Raw genomic sequence first — 25258 nt, forward strand, 5'->3', positions numbered from 1 at the left:
CGCCCGTGCGGGGGGTCGTGCGAGCTTCGGCCGCCCGGACACAGGGAGCTCAGCCGGTACGACGGGCGCACTGGACTCAGCAGTCACTTCGGCCCAGCGGACACCTTCGGCCCAGCGGACACCTTCGGCCCAGCCGTCGGACCTGCTCAGCGGCCGGGCCTGGTCAGCCGTCGGGCCTGTTCATCCGTCGGGCCCGGGCCGCTCAGCCGTCGCCATCCGGGTGCCGAGCCGCCCGCTGCCCTGTTCCCCGGCTTCTCAGCTCTGTGTGGCCCCCGCCGACGCCGTGGCCGACTTGCAGCTGGACTGCTTGGCCATCGCCTGGCCCACCTCGCCCTCCTCCAGGTTCCTGAGGGCGTCGTTGCCGCTCTGGCTCAGCTTGTCCAGCTCGGTGGCGATGTCCTTCAGGCCGTCGGCGAACTTCCCCTGGTCCTTGGTGTCCAGCCCGTCGACCTGCTTCTTCAGGGAGGCGTACGAGGTGGAGATCGTGTTGAGCTCCTTGACCGCGTCCCGCTGCTTCTTCTCGCCGTTCTCGACGTCCGGCGCCCCGGCCTTGTTCACGGCGGTCCCGATCGCCTTGTAGGCGTCGGACATGTCCTGGAAGGCCTGTGCGTCGGTCTTCTGGACGTCCTCGGGCGTGCTGTTGTCCGAGGTCTCCTTCTGGATCGCGGCATTGGCCGACTCGATCTTCTTGGCCTGCGGCTGCACGGCGTCACAGACCTGCTTGGCCCAGGAGTCCAGCTTCTCGTTGCTGTCGTCGCCGCCGCAGCCCGACAGCGCCAGTACCAGTACCGCACCGCCGGACAGTGCGGCCGCGAGCTTCTTGTTCACCGGTTTGGTCCCTTCCATGGCTCTCGGCCCCGGAACATACACGCCAGATGCACGACAACCGCACGCCGAACGTCTATTAAGACCGTTTTGTAACCCTTTGCACCAAGCGAGATAAGGCTCACGCGTGAGCGTGTACCCACACAGCGCGGGCGGGCGACGCGTCAACGCGCGCCGCCCGCCCGCACCTTGGAACTGGGGCTCGAAGGACCTCCCTACGAAACCACCGCCGGATCGGCCGACTTGGGCTCCGTCCCGGCGTTGTCTTCGTCACCCATGGCGATTCCTCGCCGCTTCGACACGTACACCGCACCGGCGATCACGACGAACGCGAGCGCGGCGATCAGGATCCGCACGCCGATGCTCTTGTCCGGGCCGTAGGAGAACTTGATCACCGCGGGCGCGATGAGCAGGGCCACCAGGTTCATGACCTTCAGCAGCGGGTTGATCGCGGGTCCCGCGGTGTCCTTGAAGGGATCGCCGACCGTGTCTCCGATCACGGTCGCCGCGTGGGCCTCGCTGCCCTTGCCGCCGTGGTGGCCGTCCTCGACGAGTTTCTTGGCGTTGTCCCAGGCGCCACCGGAGTTGGCGAGGAACACCGCCATCAGCGTGCCCGCGCCGATCGCGCCCGCCAGGAACGCGCCGAGCGGGCCGACGCCGAGCGTGAACCCGATGAAGACGGGCGCCAGCACGGCCAGCAGACCGGGCGTGGCGAGCTCGCGCAGGGCATCTCGGGTGCAGATGTCGACGACCTTGCCGTACTCCGGTTTCTCGCTGTAGTCCATGATCCCGGGCTTCTCGCGGAACTGCCGCCGCACTTCGTAGACCACGGAACCCGCCGACCTCGACACGGCGTTGATCGCCAGCCCCGAGAAGAGGAAGACGACCGCGGCACCAGCGACGAGACCCACGAGGTTGTTGGGCTGCGAGATGTCCATCATCAGACTCATCGGGGCGCCTTCCCCGCTGAGTTGCTCGCCGACGTCCCGCGCGCCGGTGAAGATCGCGTCGCGGTACGACCCGAACAGTGCCGCCGCAGCGAGCACGGCCGTGGCGATCGCGATGCCCTTGGTGATCGCCTTGGTGGTGTTGCCGACCGCGTCCAGGTTGGTGAGCACCTGCGCGCCCGCGCCCTCGACGTCACCGGACATCTCCGCGATGCCCTGCGCGTTGTCGGAAACCGGCCCGAAGGTGTCCATCGCGACGATCACACCGACCGTGGTGAGCAGGCCGGTGCCGGCCAGCGCCACCGCGAACAGCGCCAGCATGATCGACGTGCCGCCGAGCAGGAACGCCCCGTACACCCCGAGGCCGATCAACAGTGCGGTGTACACGGCGGATTCGAGACCCACGGAGATACCGGCGAGGACGACGGTGGCCGGGCCGGTGAGGGAGCTCTTGCCGATGTCCCGGACGGGACGTCGGGTGGTCTCGGTGAAGTAGCCGGTCAGTTGCTGGATCAGGGCGGCGAGGATGATGCCGATGGCCACCGCGACGAGCGCGAGGACCCTCGGGTCGCCGTCCTTGCCGAGGATCTCGGTGTCGGTGACACCGTCGAGCTCGGAGTACTTCCCCGGCAGGTAGACGAAGACGGCCACCGCCACCAGCACCAGCGAGATCACCGCGGAGATGAAGAACCCGCGGTTGATGGCGCTCATGCCGCTGCGGTCGGCGCGCCTGGGCGCCACCGCGAAGATGCCGATCATGGCGGTGATCACACCGATCGCCGGCACGAGCAGCGGGAAACCGAGCCCGGCGTCACCGAAGGCCGCCGAGCCGAGGATCAGCGCCGCGACCAGCGTCACGGCGTACGACTCGAAGAGGTCGGCCGCCATGCCCGCGCAGTCTCCGACGTTGTCGCCCACGTTGTCGGCGATGGTCGCGGCATTGCGCGGGTCGTCCTCCGGAATGCCCTGTTCGACCTTGCCGACCAGGTCGGCGCCGACGTCGGCCGCCTTGGTGAAGATGCCACCGCCGACACGCATGAACATCGCGATCAGCGCGGCCCCGAGGCCGAAGCCCTCGAGCACCTTCGGCGCGTCGGCCGCGTAGACCAGCACCACGCAGGAGGCACCGAGCAGGCCGAGGCCCACCGTGAACATGCCGACCACGCCGCCCGTGCGAAAAGCGATCTTCATCGCCTTGTGCGAAACGGCGGTCAGATCCTTTTCCGGCTCGCCTTCCGCCGGGGTGGCTTCACGTGCCGCCGCGGCGACACGCACATTGCTGCGTACGGCGAGCCACATGCCGATATAGCCCGTGGCCGCCGAGAACGCCGCTCCGATCAGGAAGAACACCGACCGTCCGGCACGCTGATTCCAGTCGTCCGCGGGCAGCAGCATGAGCAGGAAGAAAACGACCACGGCGAATACGCTGAGCGTGCGCAGCTGACGGGCCAGATAGGCGTTCGCGCCCTCCTGGACCGCTGCCGCGATCTCCTTCATGCTGTCGGTGCCCTCGCCGGCCGCGAGTACCTGGCGTACCAGGACGCCCGCGACCGCCAGTGCCGCCAGTGCGACGACCGCGATGACCACGATGAGGATGCGGTTGCCATCGGTCAGCACCGCGGCTGCGAGGTCGGTGGGATGACCCGACTGTTGTGAGAGGTAAAGCCCCGCCATTCGTCCTCCTTGACGCTTGGGCTGAGCTCAAGATGTGGACGGGATTGTAGGTACCGGAACCTGATCAAAACAGAGCGCGATAAACGGAATTGGACTTCCGGGGTAATGCCCTGAAAGCATTCTGAGGCTGCCGGAGAGCACGCGAATGATCGTGAACGAATTCACGCGGTGAACGGCACAGGAACTACTGTAAAGGCGAGCACTGACACCCGCACACGACGAAGGGCCCCACGGGTGGGGCCCTTCGGAAGAACGGTGTGCGGTGGCGGAATCAGACCAGGATCGTCGGCGGCGGCGTGGTCGGCCAGGTCATCTTGATCAGCCCGCCGTGCTCCCCCGCGCTGACCTCGACGTCGTCGACGAGTCCGCTGATGACCGCGAGGCCCATCTCGTCCTCGTCGGCCTCACCGTCGGGGCCGCCGGAACCGGCGCCGGAGGCACCCCCGCCGGCCACCGCGTGCGGGGCCTCGTCGCCGACCTCGATGGAGAACTGCTTCTCCTCCTCGATCAGCAGCACCTTCACCGGTGCCGAGATCCCGCCGGTCTGGTGCAACCCGACGGCCCGGGTGCACGCCTCGCCGACGGCGAGCCTGACCTCGTCGAGGACTGCCTCGTCCACTCCGGCCCTGCGCGCCACCGCTGCCGCCACCAGCCGGGCGGTCCTGACGTGCTCGGGCAGCGCGCTGAAGCGGAGCTCAACGGTGGCCATGCATCCCCCTCGCAACTACGGGCGTGCTGTCGGGAGGCTCCGGGCGACCGAAGCCCGGACCCCCTCGGTCTTCACTTTCGCCGAACGACGGCCGGCCCGGGCGCGTGGCCCGGGTCCGGTGTCAGTCGGTGGCCGCAACCGCTTCCTCGACCGAGGTGTGAATCGGGAACACCTTGGTGAGGCCGGTGATACGGAAGATCTTCAGAATGCGCTCCTGGTTGCAGACCAGGCGCAGGGAGCCCTCATGGGCTCGCACGCGCTTCAGGCCGCCGACCAGTACGCCGAGCCCGGTGGAGTCGAGGAAGTCCACGCCCTCCATGTCGACGACAAGGTGGAAACTGCCGTCGTTCACCAGCTCGACCAACTGCTCGCGCAGCTTGGGCGCGGTATATACGTCGATTTCGCCACCGACCCTGACGATCGTGCGATCGCCCATGGTTTCGGTCGACAGGGACAGGTCCACGGATCCTCCAGCACCTTGCTATCGAGCGGTCGCCCTAGGGGCATTCGGCTTCAGCCCCTGGACGCTTCGCCAGCCGCGATGGCATTCAATCACTTACCGGCAGGCGTGCACGACGCCTTGGCTCCATTGTCCGTCACGCCAGTGACACACTCGGTGCCGATGGCCAAGAATCACCGATCCGATCGAACCCGGACGGACCCTGCCTCCCGACCCGCGCCGGACGCGGTCCTGGACCGGCTCGCGTCCGGTCCGGGCAGGGCTTCGCGCATTACTCATACGGAGCACTTGCCCCCACGTGAGGGTCGGCATGCCGCCTGGCCGGACCGGATCCGCACGGAGGTCGTCGCGGCCGTGCGCGCCGCGGGCATCGAACATCCCTGGGCCCACCAGGCACGCGTGGCGGAGCACGCCCTGGACGGCGATTCGGTCGTCGTCGCCACCGGCACGGCCTCCGGCAAGTCCCTCGCCTACCTCGTGCCGGTCCTGTCCGCCCTCGTGGAAGGCGCGGAGGCTCCGAACGGCCGCGGCGCGACCACCCTCTACCTGGCTCCCACCAAGGCTCTCGCGGCGGACCAGTGCCGTTCCGTGAAGGAACTTTCACATCCCCTGGGTCATTTCGTTCGCGCGGCCGTGTACGACGGCGATACTCCGTTCGAGGAACGCGAGTGGATCCGCCAGTACGGCAACTACGTCCTGACCAACCCGGACATGCTGCACCGCGGCATCCTGCCGTCCCATCCCCGCTGGTCCTCCTTCCTGAAGTCGCTGAAGTACGTCGTCATCGACGAGTGCCACACCTACCGGGGCGTCTTCGGCTCGCACGTCGCCCAGGTGCTGCGCAGGCTGCGCCGGCTGTGCGCCCGGTACGGCGCGTCTCCCGTGTTCCTGCTGGCCTCCGCGACCGCCGCCGAGCCCGCGGTGGCCGCCCGTCGCCTGACCGGTGTGCCGGTGCTGGAGGTGGCCGACGACGCCTCCCCACGCGGTGAACTGGTTTTCGCCCTCTGGGAACCGCCGCTGACCGAGCTGCACGGCGAGAGAGGCGCCCCCGTCCGCCGCACGGCCACCGCCGAGGCCGCCGACCTGCTGACCGACCTCACCGTGCAGGGCGTGCGCTCGGTCGCGTTCGTCCGCTCCCGGCGTGGCGCCGAGCTGATCTCGGTCATCTCCCAGGAGCGTCTCGCCGAGGTCGACCGGTCGCTGGCCGGGCGTGTCGCGGCGTACCGGGGCGGCTATCTCCCCGAGGAACGCCGCGCTCTCGAACAGGCCCTCCATTCGGGTGAACTCCTGGGCCTCGCCGCGACGAACGCCCTCGAACTGGGCATCGACATCTCCGGCCTCGACGCCGTCGTCATCGTCGGCTACCCCGGCACGCGCGCCTCCCTGTGGCAGCAGGCGGGCCGGGCCGGACGGTCCGGGCAGGGCGCCCTCGCCGTCCTGGTCGCCCGCGACGACCCGCTGGACACCTTCCTCGTCCACCACCCCGAGGCCCTGTTCGACCAGCCCGTCGAATCGACCGTCCTCGACCCGGACAACCCCTACGTGCTGGCCCCGCACCTGTGCGCGGCCGCCGCGGAGCTGCCCCTGACGGACGAGGACCTCGACCTGTTCGGCCCGGCCGGCAGGGGCCTCCTGCCGCAGCTGGAGGCCGCGAAGCTGCTGCGCCGCCGCACCCGGGCCTGGCACTGGACCCGCCGCGAGCGCGCCGCCGACCTGACCGACATCCGCGGTGAGGGCGGACGCCCGGTCCAGGTCGTCGAGACCGGCACGGGCCGGCTGCTCGGTACAGTCGACGCGGGCGCCGCGCACTCGACCGTCCACGAGGGAGCGGTCCACCTCCACCAGGGCCGCACGTACCTGGTGCGCTCACTGGACCTGGAGGACTCCGTCGCCCTCGTCGAGGAGGCCGCCCCGCCCTACTCCACGGTCGCCCGCGACACGACGTCGATCTCCGTCCTGGAGAAGGACGTCGAGGTCCCCTGGGGTGACGGCCGCCTCTGCTACGGCTCCGTCGAGGTCACCAACCAGGTCGTCTCCTACCTCCGCAGACGGCTCATCTCCGGCGAGGTGCTCGGTGAGACCAAACTCGACCTCCCTCCTCGTACGCTGCGCACCCGCGCCGTGTGGTGGACCGTCACCGAGGACCAGTTGGACCGGGCCCGGATCAACCCGGAGATCCTCGGCGGCTCCCTGCACGCCGCCGAACACGCGTCGATCGGCCTGCTGCCGCTCTTCGCGACCTGCGACCGCTGGGACATCGGCGGCGTTTCGATCCCGCTCCACCCCGACACGCTCCTGCCCACGGTCTTCGTCTACGACGGCCATCCGGGTGGCGCGGGCTTCGCGGAGCGTGCCTTCCACACCGCCCGCAGCTGGCTGACCGCCACCCGCCAGGCCATCGCCTCCTGCGAGTGCGACGCCGGCTGCCCGTCCTGCATCCAGTCCCCCAAGTGCGGCAACGGCAACGACCCGCTGCACAAGAGGGGGGCCGTGCGGCTCCTCACGGTGCTGCTGGAGGGGGCTCCCGAGGAGAAGGAGACGGCGGACGAGGCACCTGAGCAGCCGCCGGGAGATCCGGCAGACCCGTCGGAGGCCCCGCCCGGGCCCTGACCTCCGCCGTGAACGGCCCGCGTCCCGACGCCGCCGTCACCTCCGAGATCTCCCCGGCCACCTCGCACCGCACGAGCCGCACGCCCTGTGCCCGGGCCAGCCGGTCGGCCCGGGCACAGGCAGCCGTAGCACCGTCGGCCCAGTGGTCCGCCGCGGCGAGCGCCGCGAGGTCCGCACCGCCCGCCGCACGATGGCGGATGACGACGGCCTGCCCGAGCGCGAGAACGACACCGAACACCACGCACAGCACGGCGATCGCACCGACACTCCAGACGCTGGCGGACCCTCGGTCCGAGCCGAACCTCCAGAGGCCGCCGAATCCCCGGCCAGGGCCGGCATCCGTGACCACCACGGACCCTCGGCACGGGCGGACACTTCTGACGGCGACGGAACCGCCGCCTGGGCCGGCACCCCTGACACCGACCGACCCACCGCCCGGACCGACACCCCTGACACCGACCGACCCACCGTCCGGGCCGGCACACTGGACGGCGGCGAACCCCCGGCCCAGACCGGCACCCCTGACACCGGCGGACCCACCGCCCAGGCCAGCACTCCTGACACCGACCGACCCACCGCCCAGACCGGCACCCCGGACCGCGGTCGAGGCCCAGGCCCGACCGGCTTTCCTTCGGCCCCGTCTCACGTGCCCACCGCCTCCTCCACCGACGCCACGGCCTCCTCGCGCACGGCGAAGGACAGACCGCGCAGCACCGGCGGCTCCGCCACGACGACCACTCGGACGTGCTCCGCGTCCCGGCTGACGGTCACCTTCGCGCCCGGCGGCGCCGCCTCGCGGGTCAGCTTCACGACCGCGCCGGGCGGATCCTGCCGCGCCGCCGCACGCGCGCCCGTCCGCGCCGCGTCCACGCACTGGATCTGCGCGGCCACGGCCAGCAGCCCCCACACCAGCGCCATCGCGAACATCACCAGAACGGGCAGCACCACGGCCGACTCCGCCGTGACGAACCCCCGGTCCGCGCCCCGCTCACATCCGCGCATTGAGGGCGTCCTTCACGATGTTCTGCAACTCCGCGCTGACCGGACCGCTCGTGACGACCTTGTAGAGCACCACCGCGAACGCCACCGCCGCGACGATTCCCATCGCGTACTCGGAGGTGACCATCCCCGCGTCCCTCCGCGCCGCCCGCATCCCGCACACCAGGGCACGCAGCCGTGCCCGTACCGCCTGATACATCTCAACCCCCGTGGGAAAAATCCGAACTTCCGGTTGTCATTGCTCACTTGCTTCCGGTCGGTCGCCGCGTCATCCACCACCCCCTCCGAGCACCCCTCCCGCGAGCCCGATCACCACGGGCAGCACGCCGACCGCGATGAAGGCGGGCAGGAAGCACAGCCCGACCGGCGCACTGACCATCACGCCCGCTCGCCGGGCCCGGGCCGTCGCGGCACGGCCCCAGTCGGCCCGGGCCTCCGCGGCGAGCCGTGCGACCGGTACCGCGGCGGGCAGTCCGGACACATCGGCCCGTTCCAGCAGCCGGGCCAGACCTCCGGCGCCCGGGACGGCGCCCAGCCTCCGCCAGGCCGGGCCCGGTTCGCCGCCCAGCCGTACCTCCGCCGCACCGCGGGCGAGGGCGTCGCCGACGGGGCCGCCCAGGGCCTCGCCCACCGCCTGCGCGGCGATCACCGGGCCTGCGCCCGCCGCGATGCAGGCAGCCAGCAGATCGGCAGCCAAGGGCAGTTGGCGCGCGGCCTCGGCGAGGTCGGGCGCCCCGGGGGCCGCGCCGGCCGTCTCCTGCCTGAGCCGCCACCGCCACAGCCCCACCGCGCCGGCCAGTCCCACCGCGGCCCCGGTGAGGCCTCCGGCGAGCAGCCATCCGGCGCACACCACGCCCACAGGGGCCAGCCACGTCCGCGCGGCCCCGCGCCATGCCCGCCGTCGGACGGGAACAACCGCTTCCCGGGCCCCCGACAGCTCGGTCAGCCGCCGGCGCATCCTCCGGCGGCGCCGCGCCTCCACCAACCACCGCGCCAGCCACCCACAGGTCAGCACGATCCCCACGGCCGCCCCCAGCCTGTGGACAACTTCCCCGCTGCTCATGCCGCTGCCTCCGCGCCCCGCACGATCCGCTGCACCCACCACAGCCCCAGGCCCTCCAGCACCCCGCCGGCCGCCAGGCATCCCAGCCCCGCCCCGGTGTGCAGCAGCACGTGCAGAGGCTCGGCCCCGAGGGCAGTGCCGATGAGCAGCCCCAGGGCCGGCAGCCCGGCGAGCATCACCGCCGTGGCCCGGGCGCCCGCCAGCTGGGCCCGCAGATCGGAGCGCTGGTCCCGTTCGGCGCGCAGAGCGGCGGCCAGCCGGTCGAGTCCGGCGGCGAGCCCGGCACCCTGGTCCACGGCGACCCGCCAGCACGCCGCGAGTCCCCGCAGTCCCTCGGCACCCGGTTGCCGGGCCGCCGTGGCGAGCGCGTCCGGCACGTCACCGCCGAACCGCGCCGCCGCCAGCACCGTCGCCTGCGCGTCCGCGAGTCCGCCGCAGTCCCGCGCGGACCGCAGCAGCGCCTCACCCGGCTGGCGTCCGGCCCGCACCTCGCCGGCGAGCGCTCCGCACAACGCGACCACCGCGTCGGCCCGGCGCTCACGGTCCCGCCGCGCCCGGCCGGCCAGCCGGGCCCGCCGCAGCAACGGCACCCCGGCCGCGCCCAGGACGGCCGGCAGCACCGACGCCCCGAGCACCGCCAGGATCAGACCGGCCACCGGCGACCACCACTCGGGCCGCAGCCGCCCACGGACGTGCCGCAGTTCACCGGTCATCCGCCGCCACCCGGGCGGTCCGCTCCCCGCGGCTTCGCTGCCCGCGAGCAACAGCCGCGCCCGCCGCGCCGCCTCCTGACGCTCACCCAGCAGCCAGACGGCCGCCCCCGCACACGCCGCGGCGGCACCCATCGACATCTCAGCCACCCCCGTCATGACTCGCCACCTCCACCTCGGCCTCACCCGGCCCGTCCCGACCCGCCCCGCCCCGAAGCAGCCCCCGCAGCCGCTCCCACCCCCGTTCACGCACGAACGTCTCCGCTCCCCACCGCAGCGCCGGCACGGTCCGCACCAGACCCGACGGGTCCCGCTCCAGCACGTGCACCTCGGCGATCCGCCGCCGCCCGGCCCGGTCTCGCACCAGGTGCAGCACCACGGCGAGGGCGGCCGCCAACTGGCTGTGCAGCGCAGCACGGTCGAGCCCGGCGGCCGTGCCGAGCGCCTCCAGCCGGGCCGGTACATCGGCGGCGGCGTTGGCGTGCACGGTTCCGCACCCGCCTTCGTGGCCGGTGTTCAACGCAGCCAGCAGATGCACTACTTCGGGCCCGCGCACCTCGCCCACGACCAGCCGGTCGGGCCGCATCCGCAGGGCCTGGCGCACCAGGTCCTCCAGGGTGACGAGGCCCGCGCCCTCCTGGTTGGCGGGCCTGGTCTCCAGCCGCACGACGTGTGGATGGTCGGGCCGCAGTTCCGCCGAGTCCTCGGCGAGGACGATCCGCTCGTCCGGCCCCACCAGCCCCAGCAGGGCACTCAGCAGCGTGGTCTTGCCGGTGCCGGTACCGCCGCTGACGAGGAAGGACAGCCGGGCGTCGAGCAGGGCGCGCAGTATGCGGTCCCCGCCCGGCGGCACCGTGCCCGCCGCGACCAGCTCGCCGAGTGTGAAGGCTCGCGGCCGTACGACCCGAAGCGACAAGCAGGCGCAGCCCACGGCGACCGGCGGCAGCACCGCGTGCAGCCGGGTCCCGTCGGGCAGCCGGGCGTCGGTCCAGGGCCGGGCGTCGTCCAGGCGGCGTCCGGCCACCGCTGCGAGGCGCTGGGCGAGCCGTCGTACGGCCGCCGCGTCCGCGAAGCGCACCGGCGTCAGCTCCAGTCCCCCGCCACGGTCCACCCAGACCCGGTCGGGGGCCGACACCAGCACGTCCGTCACCGATGAATCGGCGAGGAGCGGCTCCAGCGGCCCGCTGCCGACCAGTTCGGACCGCAACTGTGCGGCGGCTCCCAGGACTTCGGCGTCCCCGAGGACCCGCCCCTGCTCCCGGAGCGCCTGCGCCACGCGCGCGGGAGTCGGGTCGGCGCCGCTCTCGGCCAGCCACCGCCGCACCCCGTCGAGCAGGGCCGTGCCTTCGATTCCGGCCAGGGTGCTCATGCCGTACCCGCCTCGACGAGCGCCCGCTCCCAGAACTCCTTGCAGAACCGGGCGAGCGGTCCGCGGTGAGCAGCGCCCGGTGGCGCCGTGTCGTCGTCCGGGCGGAACAGACACGGCTCGACCGGTACCTCGCCGACCAGGGGCAGTCCGAGCAGCCGGGCCACCTCACGGTCGTCGAGCCCCGGTGGGTAGGGCCCGCGGACGGCCACCCGCAGGTCCCGCAGGACCATGCCGACCGCGGAGGCCACCCGGCCCGCGGCCGCGACGGCCCGCAGCTCGGCGGGCACCACCAGCACGCCCACGTCCAGCTGGGCGAGGACCTCGGCGACGCCGTCGTCGATCCGGCGCGGCAGGTCGACCACGACCGTGCCGCCCCGGCGCCGGGCCGCCGCGAGCACCGCGCGCACCGCCTGCGGCGGGACCGCGATCCGGTCGCCGCGGTCCCAGCTGAGCACCCGCAGCGAATGCAGTTCGGGCAGCGACTCCTCCAGGGCGCCCCCGCCGACCCGGCCGCGCGAGGAGGCGAAGGCGGGCCAGCGCAGCCCTTGGGCCGTCTCACCGCCGAGGAGTACGTCGAGTCCGCCACCCAGCGGGTCGGCGTCCACGAGGAGGGTGCGCAGTCCCTCTCGCGCGGAGGTGACGGCGAGGGCGCACGCGAGGGTGGACGCTCCGGCCCCGCCCCGGCCGCCGATGACGCCCACGGTGAGGGCGGGCCGGCCGACGCCCTCGGCCACGTCGGCGATCCGGTCGACCAGCCACTGCTCGCCGTCGGGCAGCATCAGGACGTGCTCGGCGCCGATCTCGACGGCCCGCCGCCACACCCCGGAGTCGTCCTGGTCCCGGCCGACCAGCACCACGCCCCTTCTGCGCACGGCCCCGCGCACCCGCCATGCGGCGTCGTCGCCGACCAGGACGAGCGGTGCGGCCTCCCAGCCGCCCCTGCGCTCCGGCACCCCGTGGTGCACCTCGGGCGTGGCGCCCGCCGCCGCGCACAGGCGCAGCAGGTCGTCGAGGAGTTCGGTGTCCTCGGTGACGATCAGCGGTCCGCCCTGCCGCCCTCCGGCGCCCGGCGGCGGGTCGTGTGTGACGGTTCCGGCCACGGTTTCCATCCCCCTTCGCTGCATGACTCGCGCGGCCCCTGCGGCCCCGCGATTCCCAAACGTGGGAAGAGCCGGCGAGCGGCCTCCCTGTGAACGGCCGACAGAAACCGGCCAAACGCCCCCGGGTACTCGGAACCGGCCATGAACTCGCCGCGAGCGGGGCGCGCTGGAATCACGGTGCAGCGATCCCGGAAATCGTGTGGATCTTGGTGGATAACTGTGGAAGCCCGGGGGGTTGTGAATATCGGCGTCACCCATACCGGTGAGTCGCTCAGACCCTCTGCGCGACTCCCTCAGAGCAGCCCAGTAACTACTCCCGGTAATGAATCATGGACATGACAAGACCCGCTCCGACGTCACATCGGAGCGGCTTTTCAGGCTGCGGGGAGAGGGAGAAAACCCATCCGGACATGCGACGACCCCCGCCGGGGGGGAGAGCGGGGGTCGTCCCCACGGCCGACTCGGGGGGGGAGGAGTCGGGCCGGGTTAGCACGGTCGCGAACGATCCGTGACTTCCATGGTGTACCCGAGAGCCTTCTCAGGCAAACCCACGCGCCCCACCTTACGCCGAATGGGCTGCCCCTATGCTCTGGGGCGTGGAAAACCACTCGTTGCCCCGCACAGCCGCCTTCTTTGACCTGGACAAGACGGTCATTGCGAAGTCGAGCACGCTCACGTTCAGCAAGTCGTTCTACCAAGGCGGTCTGATCAACCGCAGGGCCGTCTTGCGTACCGCATATGCCCAGTTCGTCTTCCTGGCCGGCGGCGCCGACCACGACCAGATGGAGCGCATGCGGGCATATCTGTCCGCCCTGTGCCGCGGCTGGAACGTCGAGCAGGTCAAAGAGATCGTCGCCGAGACGCTGCACGACCTGATCGACCCGATCATCTACGACGAGGCCGCCTCCCTCATCGAGGAGCACCACACCGCCGGCCGCGACGTCGTGATCGTCTCCACATCCGGCGCGGAGGTGGTCGAGCCGATCGGCGAGCTGCTGGGGGCGGACCGCGTGGTCGCCACCCGCATGGTCGTGGGCGACGACGGCTGCTTCACCGGTGAGGTGGAGTACTACGCGTACGGCCCCACCAAGGCCGAGGCGGTGAGGGAACTGGCCGAGTCCGAGGGCTACGACCTCAGCCGCTGCTACGCCTACAGCGACTCGGCGACCGATGTGCCGATGCTGGAATCCGTCGGTAACCCGCACGCCGTGAACCCGGACCGGGCACTGCGCCGCGAGGCCCTCGCGCGGGGGTGGCCGATCCTGGACTTCCACCGCCCGGTCCGGCTCAAGCAGCGCATCCCCGGGTTCTCGGTGCCGCCGCGCCCGGCGCTCGTGGCGGTCGCCGCCATAGGCGCCGCTGCGGCCACCGCGGGACTCGTCTGGTACGCGAACAAGCGCCGGGCGACGGTCGCTTGACCTGCGGCGACAGGCCGCCCTATTTGAACCCAAAAGTAAAGAAGTGCAGTCTGGACTTCCGCTTGCTCCGGGGCAGGAGTACAAAGGACTCAACGGCCCGCGAGACCAAGGACATCCGAGAGGATCACCTTTTAACGCATTTGGCCCCACGGACCGAGCATGAACACCGGGCACCCACGCGACGTCGACCCGTCGAATACGGGCCAGCCGCACCAGGTAACGGGCAAAGCTCCCGGCCTGATGGGCATATATCGAGCACGCTTGGTAACCCGATGCTCATGCCAGCGGCGGTACGAGAACTCGTACCGCCGCATCACTTTTCCGGCCGCGTGATGTCACGCCGCTCCACGCTGCAGCGCCTCGCACACGGCCATCGACTCGCGGGCCCCCAGTTCGACCGCCCTGCCGCAGTGGGCGATCCAGGCGGCGACGCCCTCCGGGGTACCGGAGACGTACCCGCCGAGGGCTTCCAGGTAGGCGTCGCGTCCCAGCTCGGCGTGGCCGACCTCGGCCGCACAGACCGACTTCGGGTCCAGGCCGCTGCCGACCAGGACGATGCGTTCGGCCGTGCGGGCGACCAGGCCGTTGTGGGACGTGAACGGGCGCAGCGCCAGAAGTTCGCCGTGCACGACGGCGGCCGTCACCAGCGCCGGTGCGGAGCCGCCCGCGATGATCAACCCGGCCAGTCCGTCCAGCCTGCCGTGCGTCTCGGTGGCACTCGGCAGCGGCAGTCCGACGAGCGGCTCGTCGACCCGCTCGCCCTCCTTGCGGGGCCGGCCCACCTGGTCGCCCTGGTCAGCGGCCGCCACCAGGTGCAGCCGGGCCAGCACCCGCAGGGGCGACTGCCGCCAGATCGACAGCAGCTGGCCCGCCTCCGCGGTGAGCCGCAGGGCGGCGCCCACGGCGCGGGCCTCGTCGTCGACGCTGAAGTCCGTACGCCGGCGCACCTCCTCCAGGGCCCAGTCGGCGCCGGACAGCGCGGCCGAGCCACGGGCGCCGCGCAGGGCGGCCTCGGAGGTGATCGCGTTGCTGCGCCGCCGCATGACCCGGTGCCCGTAGACCCGGTCCACGGCCTTGCGTACGGACTCCACGGAATCGGCCACTCCGGGCAGCGCCCCCAGGGCCGCGAGGGGGTCGGCGGTCGCGCCTGCTGTACTCATGAGTACGACCCTACGCATCCCTGAGCCCAGCCCCACGGCGGAGTGGCCTTCTTCACGCGCGCGTGCGCCTGGCGTCGTCACCCCGGAGGGCTACCCCCTGGCCGCCGGAGGCCCGGGCACGCCCTTGGGAGCCGGGGCGGGCCGGTCCGACAGGAAGGACGCCCAGCCCTCCTTGGGTGCCTGGCCGACGGGCAGGGTTCGCAGCTTCTCCAGCGTCTTCGGGTCCTGCGCGTCCAGCCAGTCCACGAGCTGCCGGAACGAGACGCAGCGCACCTCCTCCTTGGTGCACACCCTCTCGATGACCTCCTCGACGGCACGCATGTAGGTACCGCCGTTCCAGGACTCGAAGTGGTTGCCGATGATCAGGGGCGCGCGGTTGCCGTCGTAGGCCCGCTGGAAGCCCTTGAGCAGGCCGTCGCGCATCTGGTCGCCCCACAGGTCGTGCATGGCGGGGTTGCCCTGGGTCTTGGTGCCCGACTGGTTGACCATGAAGTTGTAGTCCATGGTGAGCTGCTCGAAGGAGTGGCCGGGAAACGGCACGAGCTGCATGGACACATCCCACAGGCCCTGCTTCTTCTTCGGCCAGACCTGGTCGTTCACACCGCTGGTGTCATAGCGGAAGCCCAGGTCGCGCGCCGCCCTCATGAAGTTGCGCCGGCCTTCGAGGCAGGGCGTGCGGGCGCCGATGAGCTCCTTGTCGTAGTCGAAGGGCAGCGGGGACGCGTCCTTCAGGCCGGTGTTGGTCTTCCAGGTCTTCACGAACTGCTTGGCCTGGGAGATCTCGTCCTTCCAGTCCTCGACCGACCACTCGCCGACGCCGCCGCCGCTGCCACAGAAGTGGCCGTTGAAGTGGGTCCCGATCTCGTTGCCCTCCAGCCACGCCAGGCGCAGCTGCTTCGCGGTGGCGGCGATGCCGCGGCGGTCGTTGAAGCCGATGTCGGAGCGGCCCGGGGAGTGCTGCGGCGGCCGGTACCGGTCGCGCTCATCCTCCGGGAGCATGTACACGCCGCTCAGGAAGTACGTCATGGTCGCTTTGTTGTCCCTGGCGACCTTGCGGAAGTGGGAGAACAGCTTCTGGCTGTCCTCACCCGCGCCGTCCCAGGAGAAGACGACGAACTGCGGGGGCTTCTGGCCGGGCCGCAGCCGTTCGGGTCTGGGCAGGTGGGGCTGGGCGCCGGTGTAGGCGGTGGAGCCGTCTCCGATCAGCCGGACCGCGCTCTTCGGCGCCTGCGCAGGCGTCGCCTTCTGCGGGTCGGGCGTCTCTTGCCGGGGGGTGCCGGTCGCGCAGCCGGCGAGCGATGCGGCGCAGACCGCGGCGATCACGGAACTCGCGGCGATCCTGTGGGTGGCGGCCATGTTCCGCCCACCTTCTTCCTTCTCTCGGTGCGGGACAGCGCCGCCAAATTCGCACGAGACCGAGAAGGAATTAGTACGACAAGCCGATGAAATAGCCACTTCACCCGTCAGAGTGACTGATTCGCCCATTTGCCCGTAAAGTCTATGCTCGTCCTTTACTCTGCATTACGATTCGTTTACCGAGCGTTGCTTCATCCCGCCGATTTACGCCGCGACCGCCGCGACCGAACCCCGCCCCGGGCGGGACCCCACAGTTACGCGACCGTGCAGCCCCGGAGGAGACGGGAAGCCATGTCAGCCTGCGTCCCCACACGCGCCGCCGACCCGAATCGAACCGAGCGCACTCATCCGCCCCACAGTCCGCCGCCGACGGGGCCCCGCGGATTCCGGATCGCGGGCGCCGATGTGTCGGCCTCGATCGCGGTCTTCCTGATCGCCCTGCCCCTGTCCCTGGGCATCGCACTCGCCACCGGCGCCCCCCTCCAGGCCGGCCTCGTCGCCGCGGCCGTGGGCGGACTGGTCGCCGGGCGGCTCGGCGGCTCCCCGCTCCAGGTGAGCGGACCGGCCGCCGGGCTCACCGTCGTCACCGCCGACCTCATCCAGCGCTACGGCTGGCGGACGACCTGCGCCATCACCGTCCTCGCCGGCCTCGTCCAACTGGGCCTGGGCTGCCTGCGTGTGGCCCGTGGCGCCCTCGCCGTCAGCCCCGCCATCGTGCACGGCATGCTCGCCGGCATCGGCGTCACCATCGCCGTCGCCCAGCTGCACATCATGCTCGGCGGCACACCGCAGAGTTCCGTCCCCGACAATCTCCGCGCGCTGCCCGCACAACTGGCGGACATGCGTCCCGCGTCGGTGTCCATGGGCATGCTGACGCTGGGGCTGCTGCTGCTCTGGCCGAGGCTGCCCGGCCGGGCCGGACGCCTGCTGCGCATGGTCCCGGCCGCGCTCGTCGCCGTCGCCGGAGCAACCGCGGCCGCCGCCCTCGCCGGGCTCCGCCTGCCCAAGGTCGACCTGCCGTCATGGAGCAACCACGCCCTGGCCGGCCTGCCCGAGGGCCCCGCGCTCGGCCTGGCCGCCGCGGTGCTCACCACCACCCTGGTGTGCAGCGTGCAGTCGCTGCTCGGCGCGGTCGCCGTGGACAAGCTGGTGGCCGGGCGGCCTGGCCAGTCCGCCCTGGTCGGGCGCTCCCGCCTCGACCGCGAACTGCTCGGGCAGGGCGCCGCCAACATCGTCTCCGGTTCGCTCGGCGGACTGCCCATCGCCGGTGTGGCCGTGCGAAGTTCGGCGAATGTGCACGCGGGTGCCGTCAGCCGGAACTCCACGATGCTGCACGGCGTTCTCGTAGTGATCGCCGCCCTGCTGATGGTCCCGATCCTGGAGCTCATCCCGCTCGCCTCGCTCGCCGCCCTGGTGATGGCCGTCGGCATCCAGATGGTCTCCCTGAACCACATCCGCACAGTGACCCGCCACCGGGAAGTCTGGGTCTACGCCGTCACCACCCTCGGCGTGGTCTCCCTCGGCGTCCTGGAGGGTGTGACGCTCGGCATCGCCATGGCCGTCGGCGTCGCCCTGCACCGCCTCACCCGCACCCGCATCACGCACGAAGAACGGGAAGGAGTTCATCACGTTCACGTCAGAGGGCAGTTGACGTTCCTCGCGGTGCCCCGCCTCAGCCGGACCCTGCATCTCGTGCCCCACGGTGCCGACACCGTCGTCGAGCTGGACGGGTCGTTCATGGACCACGCGGCGTACGAGACATTGCAGGACTGGCAGAAGACGCACACCGCGCAGGGCGGCACCGTCGAGATCACCGGCCGGCATCCCGGCACCCGCATCTCCGAGCCCCAGTCCGGCACCGACTGCCGTTGCCGGCCCTGGACGCCCTGGCGCAACCACCAGTGCGACGGCCCTCAGTCCGCACCCCCCGTCGAGAAGAACCCGGACGGGTCGGACCGCTCCGAGCCGGACCCGACGGGCGCCGGCGGAGCCAGTGGGCACGAACTGGCGCGTGGCATCAGCGCGTTCCAGCGCAACACCGCGCCCCTCGTGCGCAGCGAGCTGGCCCGGCTGGCACGTGAGGGGCAGCGGCCTTCGCAGCTCTTCCTGACCTGCGCCGACTCCCGGCTGGTCACATCGATGATCACCTCCAGTGGTCCGGGCGACCTGTTCGTCGTGCGCAACGTGGGCAACTTCGTGCCACGTCCGGGCGAGGAGAGCGGAGACGACTCGGTGGCGGCCGCCATCGAGTACGCCGTGGACGTACTCCGGGTGCGGTCCATCACGGTGTGCGGGCACTCGGGGTGCGGCGCCATGCAGGCGCTGCTCGACTCCGAGCTCGGTGGCGCCCGGACCCCGCTGAAGCGATGGCTGCGACACGGGTTGCCGAGCCTGGAGCGCATGGCCGACGCGAGTCTGCCCTGGGGCGGGCTGGCCGGGCGCTCCCCCGAGGACGCGGTCGAGCAGCTCAGCCTGACGAACGTCGTCCAGCAGCTGGAGCACCTGCGCGCCCACGACTCGGTCGCCCGGGCACTCGACCAGGGATCCTTGGAGCTGCACGGGATGTACTTCCATGTGGGCGAGGCCGAGGCGTATCTGCTCACCGAGACGGATACCGGCGGCGTCTTCGACCGCGTGCGGGAGTCGGACCTGACGGCGTGAGCCGGCCGCCGGGCCAGGGTGCGCTCCGGCTCGCACCAGTTGAGGGCGTGCCCTCGGTCGAGCCCGGGGGCGCACCCGGTGGCCCGGCGCTCCGGACGATCCCGGCCGACTGCCGACCGGCCGCTCACCAGGCCACCCCCGGCCGCACGCCCGACCACTCACCACCCGCGAGCACACGAAGACGCGAGCACTCGAACCCGCGAACACGCCACGGCCTTCCTCGGCCCACTCGATCTTCGGGTGACGGGCAGCACACGCAGTGAACTTTCCCTGGTCGGCGTCCGTGGGTACGGATGACCCCGGTCCCCGACAGCACCGCCCAACAGGTCTAAACCAATCGGCGGTCGGCCCTTGTCATCGCACCCCCGGGTCTGATGAGCTGTGGCCTGGGACACAACGGACACCCTGGGAAAGGCAGATGCCGTGAGCAACGAAAGCCTGGCCAACCTGCTCAAGGAAGAACGCAGGTTCGCACCCCCCGCCGACCTGGCCGCGAACGCCAACGTCACGGCGGAGGCGTATGAGCAGGCCAAGGCTGACAGGCTCGGCTTCTGGGCCGAGCAGGCCCGTCGGCTGACCTGGGCCAAGGAGCCCACCGAGACCCTCGACTGGTCGAACCCGCCGTTCGCCAAGTGGTTCAAGGACGGCGAGCTCAACGTCGCCTACAACTGCGTCGACCGGCACGTGGAGGCCGGGCACGGCGACCGGGTCGCCATCCACTTCGAGGGCGAGCCCGGCGACAGCCGCGCGATCACCTACGCCGAGCTCAAGGACGAGGTCTCCAAGGCCGCCAACGCCCTTGTGGAGCTGGGAGTCCAGGCGGGCGACCGGGTCGCCGTCTACATGCCGATGATCCCCGAGACGGCGATCGCGATGCTGGCCTGCGCCCGGATCGGCGCCGCGCACTCGGTCGTCTTCGGCGGCTTCTCCTCGGACGCGCTCGCCACCCGCATCCAGGACGCCGACGCCCGCGTGATCATCACCTCCGACGGCGGCTACCGGCGCGGCAAGCCGTCCGCGCTGAAGCCGGCTGTGGACGAGGCCGTCGAGAAGGCGGGCATCGTCGAGCACGTCCTGGTCGTGCGCCGTACGGGCCAGGAGGTCGCCTTCACCGAGGGCCGCGACGTGTGGTGGCACGACCTGGTGGGACGGCAGAGCGCGGAGCACGCCCCGCAGGCCTTCAACGCCGAGCACCCGCTGTTCATCCTCTACACCTCGGGCACCACGGGTAAGCCGAAGGGCATCCTGCACACCTCCGGCGGCTACCTCACGCAGACCGCCTACACCCACAACGCCGTCTTCGACCTCAAGCCGGAGACGGACGTGTACTGGTGCACGGCCGACGTCGGCTGGGTCACCGGTCACTCGTACATCGTCTACGGCCCGCTGGCGAACGGCGCGACGCAGGTCATGTACGAGGGCACGCCCGACACCCCGCACCAGGGCCGCTTCTGGGAGATCGTGCAGAAGTACGGCGTGACGATCCTCTACACCGCGCCGACCGCGATCCGTACGTTCATGAAGTGGGGCGACGACATCCCCGCCAAGTTCGACCTGTCCAGCCTGCGCGTGCTGGGCTCGGTGGGCGAGCCGATCAACCCCGAGGCATGGATCTGGTACCGCAAGAACATCGGCGGCGACCGCACCCCGGTCGTCGACACCTGGTGGCAGACCGAGACCGGCTCGATGATGATCACCCCGCTGCCGGGCGTGACCGCGACCAAGCCCGGCTCCGCGCAGACGCCACTGCCCGGCATCTGCGCGACCGTCGTCGACGACGAGGCCAACGAGGTGCCCCACGGGGGTGGCGGCTACCTGGTGCTGACCGAGCCGTGGCCGTCGATGCTGCGCACCATCTGGGGCGACGACCAGCGGTTCATCGACACCTACTGGTCGCGCTTCGAGGGCAAGTACTTCGCCGGTGACGGCGCCAAGAAGGACGACGACGGCGACATCTGGCTGCTCGGCCGAGTCGACGACGTCATGCTCGTCTCGGGGCACAACATCTCCACCACCGAGGTCGAGTCCGCGCTCGTCTCCCACCCCTCGGTCGCCGAGGCGGCCGTGGTCGGCGCCGCGGACGAGACGACCGGGCAGGCGATCGTCGCCTTCGTGATCCTGCGCGGCACGGCCTCCGAGACCGAGACCCTGGTCGACGAGCTGCGCGCCCACGTCGGCACCGCCCTCGGACCGATCGCCAAGCCCAAGCGGATCCTGCCGGTGGCCGAGCTGCCCAAGACCCGCTCCGGCAAGATCATGCGCCGTCTGCTGCGGGACGTCGCCGAGAACCGCCAGCTGGGGGACGTCACCACGCTGACCGACTCCACGGTCATGGACCTCATCCAGGCCAAGCTGCCCGCCGCGCCCAGCGAGGACTGATCACGCAACCGGCATGACGGAGCCGGCCGAGGGCACCCTTCACGAGGTGCCCTCGGTCAGGGCGCACCGGCGGCGAAGACCACCGGATGCGCGCAGGCGTACGGTTACCTAAACTAAGCAAAACAAGTGCTCCATGGTGCGCCGGGAAGTCTGGTCGGCAGGTGCTCCGCCCTGCCCACCGACCGGAGGTCTCCACCCGTGACCGCGCCCCGCCCCACCACCACCACCCGCAAGGTCCTCGGCCGGCTGTCGCTGCCCGAGCGGACCTATGTGGCGAACGCACTGCGCACCGAGACCGTCGGCGGCGTGCTGCTGCTCGCCGCGGCGGTCATCGCGCTGCTCTGGACGAACATCCCCGCGCTGCACGACAGCTACGAGAGCGTCGCCCACTTCCACCTGGGTCCCGCCGCCCTCGGCCTCGACCTGTCCGTCGCGCACTGGGCCGCCGACGGACTGCTGGCGGTCTTCTTCTTCGTCGCCGGGATCGAACTCAAGCGGGAGCTCGTGGTGGGCGACCTGAGCGACCCGAAGGCCGCCGCGCTGCCGGTCGTCGCCGCCCTGTGCGGCATGGCCGTACCGGCGCTCGTCTACACCGTCACCGCCGTCGCCGGGGGCGGCTCGCTGGCCGGCTGGGCCGTGCCGACCGCCACCGACATCGCGTTCGCGCTCGCTGTGCTCGCCGTCATCGGCACCTCCCTGCCGAGCGCGCTGCGGGCCTTTCTGCTCACGCTCGCCGTCGTCGACGACCTCTTCGCGATCCTGATCATCGCCGTCTTCTTCACCGCCGACCTGAACTTCGCCGCGCTCGGCGGCTCCATCGCCGGGCTGCTGCTCTTCTGGCTGCTGCTGCGCGCGGGCGTACGCGGCTGGTACGTGTACGTGCCGCTCGCCCTCGTCGTCTGGGCGCTGATGTACAACAGCGGCGTCCACGCCACCGTCGCCGGTGTCGCCATGGGCCTGATGCTGCGCTGTCACCGGCGCGAGGGGGAGGACCACTCCCCCGGCGAGCGCATCGAGCACCTCGTGCGGCCGCTGTCGGCGGGGCTGGCGGTGCCGCTGTTCGCGTTGTTCAGCGCGGGTGTCGTGGTGTCAGGCGGGGCGCTCGCGGACGTGTTCACCTCGCCCGAGACCCTCGGCGTCGTCCTCGGGCTCGTCGTCGGCAAGGCGGTCGGCATCTTCGGCGGGACGTGGCTGGCGGCCCGCTTCACCCGCGCCTCGCTCAGCGACGACCTCGCCTGGGCGGACGTGTTCGCGGTGGCGAGTCTCGCCGGCATCGGCTTCACCGTGTCGCTGCTCATCGGTGAACTCGCCTTCGAAGGCGATCAGGCGATGACGAACGAGGTCAAGGCCGCCGTCCTGCTGGGCTCGCTCATCGCCGCGACACTCGCGACCGTTCTGCTGAAGATGCGGAACGCCAAGTACCGCAGGCTGTGGGCGGAGGAGGAGCGCGACGAGGACGCGGACGGCGTCCCGGACGTCTACGAGGAGGACGACCCCGCCTACCACCTGCGGATCGCCGCCCTCTACGAGCACAAGGCCGCCGAGCACCGCCGGATCGCCCGGGAGAAGGCAGCCGCGCGCCACGGGCTTGCCGAAGTGCCGGGCGGGGCAGGCGAGGACCACCACCGTCCGGCATGATCTGACGAGACGGTACAAAAGACGGGACCGTACGCAGTCGGACCGTGCCCGGCCGGACGGCTGTGGCGGGTCAGGAACAAGACGCGGACAACGGACCGTACGCAGAAGAGGGAGACCGCGATGAGCGCACCCGACGGCAGCCCGGTCGGCGCCGAACGCAGCATCGGCCAGCTGTTCGCCTCGGCGACAGCGGAAATGTCGGCGCTGGTGCACGACGAGATCGCGCTGGCGAAGGCGCAGCTCAAGCAGGACGTGAAGCGCGGCGCGACCAGCGGCGGCGCCTTCTCGGCGGCCGGCGCGGTGCTGATCTTCTCCCTGCCGATGCTGAACTTCGCGCTGGCGTACGGCATCCGCACCTGGAGCGACTGGAACCTCGCGGTCTGCTTCCTGCTGTCGTTCGCGGCGAACGTGCTGGTCGCGCTCGTCCTCGCGCTGGTCGGCATCCTCTTCGCGAAGAAGGCCAAGAAGAGCAAGGGCCCGCAGAAGGTCGCGGCTTCGATGAAGGAGAGCGCGGTCGTGCTGCAGAAGGCCAAGCCGCACCCGCGTCCCGAGGTCCCGCAGGACCGGGTCCCCGAGGCGATCGAGGCTGTGGCACGCTCGTCCTCATGACGGACCCCGACACACCCCCGGCACCACCGGCTCCGGCCGTCCTGCTCGACGGCCCCTGGAGCCATCGCGACGTCGCCGCCAACGGCGCCCGTTTCCACATCGCCGAGCTGGGCGACGGGCCGCTGGTGCTGCTGCTGCACGGCTTCCCGCAGTTCTGGTGGACGTGGCGGCACCAGCTGGTGGCGCTCGCCGACGCGGGTTTCCGGGCCGTCGCCATGGACCTGCGGGGCGTCGGCGGCAGCGACCGCACGCCGCGCGGCTACGACCCCGCCAACCTCGCGCTCGACGTCACCGGCGTCATCCGCTCCCTCGGCGAGCCGGATGCCGCTCTGGTCGGCCACGACCTGGGCGGATACCTCGCGTGGACGGCGGCGGCGATGCGCCCCAAGCTGGTGCGGCGGCTGGCGGTCGCGTCCATGCCGCACCCGCGGCGCTGGCGCTCGGCCATGCTGAGAGACGTCAAGCAGAGCCGCGCCGGTTCACACATCTGGGGGTTCCAGCGGCCCTGGATCCCGGAGCGGCAGCTCACCGCCGACGACGGGGCGCTCGTGGCGGAGCTGATCCAGGAGTGGTCCGGGCCGCGCCCGCCCGAGGACGAGGCGCTGGAGGCGTACCGCCGCGCCATGTGCATCCCGTCCGCGGCGCACTGCGCGGTCGAGCCGTACCGCTGGATGGTGCGCTCGCTGGCCCGCCCGGACGGCATCCAGTTCAACCGGCGGATGAAGCGGCCCGTGCGCGTGCCGACCCTCCATCTGCACGGCTCGCTCGACCCGGTGATGCGCACGCGCAGCGCGGCCGGGTCCGGCGAGTACGTCGAAGCCCCCTACCGCTGGCGTCTGTTCGACGGCCTCGGTCACTTCCCGCACGAGGAGGACCCGGTCGCGTTCTCCTCGGAACTCATCAACTGGCTACGGGATCCCGAACCCGACCGGTGACCGGCCGGCCCGCCCGGCACCGGCACCCCGGCACCGCCACCGGCACGTGAACGCTTGTCCTACGAACGGCCACTTGCCCGGCGCATAGGCCAATTGGACGCTCCGGGCGCGGTTATCGACCATGCGGCGGGGGCACACGTCGGGGTATGGGCTGGACGCACGACTACAGTGACGCAACCCGCAATCGCCGCTCGGCGAGCGGTACGAACCCCCACCAGCGAAGCGGCGCACCGCAGATGGTGACCGCGGATCCCAGGGTGGGGATCCCGCGCATCCTCCGCCGCCGGGCCCGCTGGGTCTCCGTACGTCTGCGCCACACACGTGACTGAGGCGCCACCCGCGCGAGTGACGCCCCGACAGCCGCTGCCTCGGCACCGCGCCTAGTGCTGTGACCGGACAGGTTTGCCGGAAAGCTTGCGGCGTCCGGTGCGGTGCATCGCAAGGCGGAGCATCGCCCGCGTAGTGGGTGTACTCGGATGATGCGACAACGCGGCGAGGTGCCGTGCCGGGCGTCGCAAGCCGGTGAACCTTTCCGGTCGCAGCACTAGTGTGATGCGCCAGAAATCCTGAGGGTTAGTAAGTAGCCTGTTGGTATGCCGCATCCGGGCCCTTCCGCCGTGGAGATCACGCTGTCCG

General features: G+C 71.4%; 21 protein-coding genes. 8 read left to right on the forward strand and 13 right to left on the reverse strand.

All coding sequences use genetic code 11. The features are described 5' to 3' along the window. Positions 1–255: 255 nt before the first annotated feature. The 4 genes from ACFY9S_RS35190 to bldG all read right to left on the reverse strand — a co-directional run bounded on the left by ACFY9S_RS35190 (position 256) and on the right by bldG (position 4618). A complete protein-coding gene (locus ACFY9S_RS35190) occupies positions 256–846 on the reverse strand; it encodes a small secreted protein (RefSeq protein WP_391136904.1) in 591 nt (196 codons plus the stop codon). A 194-nt stretch (positions 847–1040) separates the two neighbouring features. Next, positions 1041–3446: a sodium-translocating pyrophosphatase gene (locus ACFY9S_RS35195; RefSeq protein ID WP_391136907.1), complete on the reverse strand. Its 2406-nt coding sequence runs from the start codon at positions 3444–3446 to the stop codon at positions 1041–1043. A 271-nt stretch (positions 3447–3717) separates the two neighbouring features. Then, positions 3718–4155: an ATP-binding protein gene (locus tag ACFY9S_RS35200; RefSeq protein WP_391136910.1), complete on the reverse strand. Its 438-nt coding sequence runs from the start codon at positions 4153–4155 to the stop codon at positions 3718–3720. Positions 4156–4276: 121 nt separating this feature from the next. Further along, on the reverse strand, positions 4277–4618 hold the full coding sequence (gene bldG / locus ACFY9S_RS35205; protein ID WP_003991900.1) for an anti-sigma factor antagonist BldG: 342 nt from the start codon (positions 4616–4618) through the stop codon (positions 4277–4279). Positions 4619–4696: 78 nt separating this feature from the next. Here bldG and ACFY9S_RS35210 point away from each other — a divergent pair, with 78 nt between their 5' ends. Next, on the forward strand, positions 4697–7225 hold the full coding sequence (locus ACFY9S_RS35210; protein ID WP_391136913.1) for a DEAD/DEAH box helicase: 2529 nt from the start codon (positions 4697–4699) through the stop codon (positions 7223–7225). On the opposite strand, the gene ACFY9S_RS35215 is transcribed toward ACFY9S_RS35210, so the two are convergent. From ACFY9S_RS35215 to ssd, 7 genes are all read right to left on the reverse strand, one after another. Then, positions 7116–7574 (reverse strand): Rv3654c family TadE-like protein, encoded by a 459-nt coding sequence (locus ACFY9S_RS35215; protein WP_391136966.1) that lies wholly within the window; start codon positions 7572–7574, stop codon positions 7116–7118. The genes ACFY9S_RS35210 and ACFY9S_RS35215 overlap by 110 nt on opposite strands. Before the next feature lie 293 nt (positions 7575–7867). Further along, positions 7868–8227 (reverse strand): TadE family type IV pilus minor pilin, encoded by a 360-nt coding sequence (locus ACFY9S_RS35220; protein WP_391136916.1) that lies wholly within the window; start codon positions 8225–8227, stop codon positions 7868–7870. Continuing rightward, positions 8214–8423, reverse strand: coding sequence for a DUF4244 domain-containing protein (locus ACFY9S_RS35225; RefSeq protein WP_030846096.1), 210 nt, complete (start codon positions 8421–8423; stop codon positions 8214–8216). Before ACFY9S_RS35225 ends, ACFY9S_RS35220 begins: the two co-directional genes overlap by 14 nt. A 69-nt stretch (positions 8424–8492) precedes the next feature. Beyond that, the gene (locus tag ACFY9S_RS35230; protein ID WP_391136920.1) at positions 8493–9287 is read right to left on the reverse strand and encodes a type II secretion system F family protein; all 795 of its coding nucleotides are present in this window, start codon (positions 9285–9287) and stop codon (positions 8493–8495) included. After that, positions 9284–10156 carry a type II secretion system F family protein gene (locus tag ACFY9S_RS35235; RefSeq protein WP_391136923.1) on the reverse strand — a complete coding sequence of 291 codons (873 nt, stop codon included), beginning with the start codon at positions 10154–10156 and terminating at the stop codon, positions 9284–9286. Before ACFY9S_RS35235 ends, ACFY9S_RS35230 begins: the two co-directional genes overlap by 4 nt. Further along, positions 10140–11366 (reverse strand): TadA family conjugal transfer-associated ATPase, encoded by a 1227-nt coding sequence (locus ACFY9S_RS35240; RefSeq protein ID WP_391136926.1) that lies wholly within the window; start codon positions 11364–11366, stop codon positions 10140–10142. Before ACFY9S_RS35240 ends, ACFY9S_RS35235 begins: the two co-directional genes overlap by 17 nt. Next, positions 11363–12475 carry a septum site-determining protein Ssd gene (gene ssd / locus ACFY9S_RS35245; protein ID WP_391136929.1) on the reverse strand — a complete coding sequence of 371 codons (1113 nt, stop codon included), beginning with the start codon at positions 12473–12475 and terminating at the stop codon, positions 11363–11365. Before ssd ends, ACFY9S_RS35240 begins: the two co-directional genes overlap by 4 nt. A 575-nt stretch (positions 12476–13050) precedes the next feature. On the opposite strand from ssd, the gene ACFY9S_RS35250 reads away from it, so the two are divergent. Next, positions 13051–13884 carry an HAD-IB family hydrolase gene (locus ACFY9S_RS35250; RefSeq protein WP_391136932.1) on the forward strand — a complete coding sequence of 278 codons (834 nt, stop codon included), beginning with the start codon at positions 13051–13053 and terminating at the stop codon, positions 13882–13884. Between the two features lie 335 nt (positions 13885–14219). On the opposite strand, the gene ACFY9S_RS35255 is transcribed toward ACFY9S_RS35250, so the two are convergent. Continuing rightward, positions 14220–15044: an oxidoreductase gene (locus ACFY9S_RS35255; protein WP_391136935.1), complete on the reverse strand. Its 825-nt coding sequence runs from the start codon at positions 15042–15044 to the stop codon at positions 14220–14222. Positions 15045–15134: 90 nt separating this feature from the next. Beyond that, positions 15135–16400, reverse strand: a complete 1266-nt coding sequence (locus tag ACFY9S_RS35260) for a hypothetical protein (protein WP_391136938.1) — start codon at positions 16398–16400, stop codon at positions 15135–15137. A 291-nt stretch (positions 16401–16691) separates the two neighbouring features. On the opposite strand from ACFY9S_RS35260, the gene ACFY9S_RS35265 reads away from it, so the two are divergent. The 6 genes from ACFY9S_RS35265 (at position 16692) to ACFY9S_RS35290 (ending at position 24951) form a co-directional block, all read left to right on the forward strand. Next, positions 16692–19061 (forward strand): SulP family inorganic anion transporter, encoded by a 2370-nt coding sequence (locus tag ACFY9S_RS35265; protein WP_391136940.1) that lies wholly within the window; start codon positions 16692–16694, stop codon positions 19059–19061. Positions 19062–19484: 423 nt separating this feature from the next. After that, the gene (gene acs / locus ACFY9S_RS35270) at positions 19485–21440 is read left to right on the forward strand and encodes an acetate--CoA ligase (protein WP_391136942.1); all 1956 of its coding nucleotides are present in this window, start codon (positions 19485–19487) and stop codon (positions 21438–21440) included. Positions 21441–21638: 198 nt separating this feature from the next. Then, positions 21639–23078: a Na+/H+ antiporter NhaA gene (gene nhaA, locus ACFY9S_RS35275; protein WP_391136945.1), complete on the forward strand. Its 1440-nt coding sequence runs from the start codon at positions 21639–21641 to the stop codon at positions 23076–23078. 120 nt (positions 23079–23198) lie between these two features. Further along, positions 23199–23687 carry a phage holin family protein gene (locus tag ACFY9S_RS35280; RefSeq protein ID WP_102908043.1) on the forward strand — a complete coding sequence of 163 codons (489 nt, stop codon included), beginning with the start codon at positions 23199–23201 and terminating at the stop codon, positions 23685–23687. Continuing rightward, complete coding sequence (locus ACFY9S_RS35285) at positions 23684–24622, forward strand: alpha/beta fold hydrolase (protein WP_102908042.1); 939 nt, start codon at positions 23684–23686, stop codon at positions 24620–24622. Before ACFY9S_RS35280 ends, ACFY9S_RS35285 begins: the two co-directional genes overlap by 4 nt. Before the next feature lie 146 nt (positions 24623–24768). Beyond that, positions 24769–24951 (forward strand): hypothetical protein, encoded by a 183-nt coding sequence (locus tag ACFY9S_RS35290; RefSeq protein WP_079129072.1) that lies wholly within the window; start codon positions 24769–24771, stop codon positions 24949–24951. Positions 24952–25258 lie beyond the last annotated feature (307 nt).

The sequence above is a fragment of the Streptomyces sp. NPDC012474 genome, assembly GCF_042955185.1.
GTDB classification, from domain to species: Bacteria; Actinomycetota; Actinomycetes; order Streptomycetales; family Streptomycetaceae; genus Streptomyces; species Streptomyces cahuitamycinicus.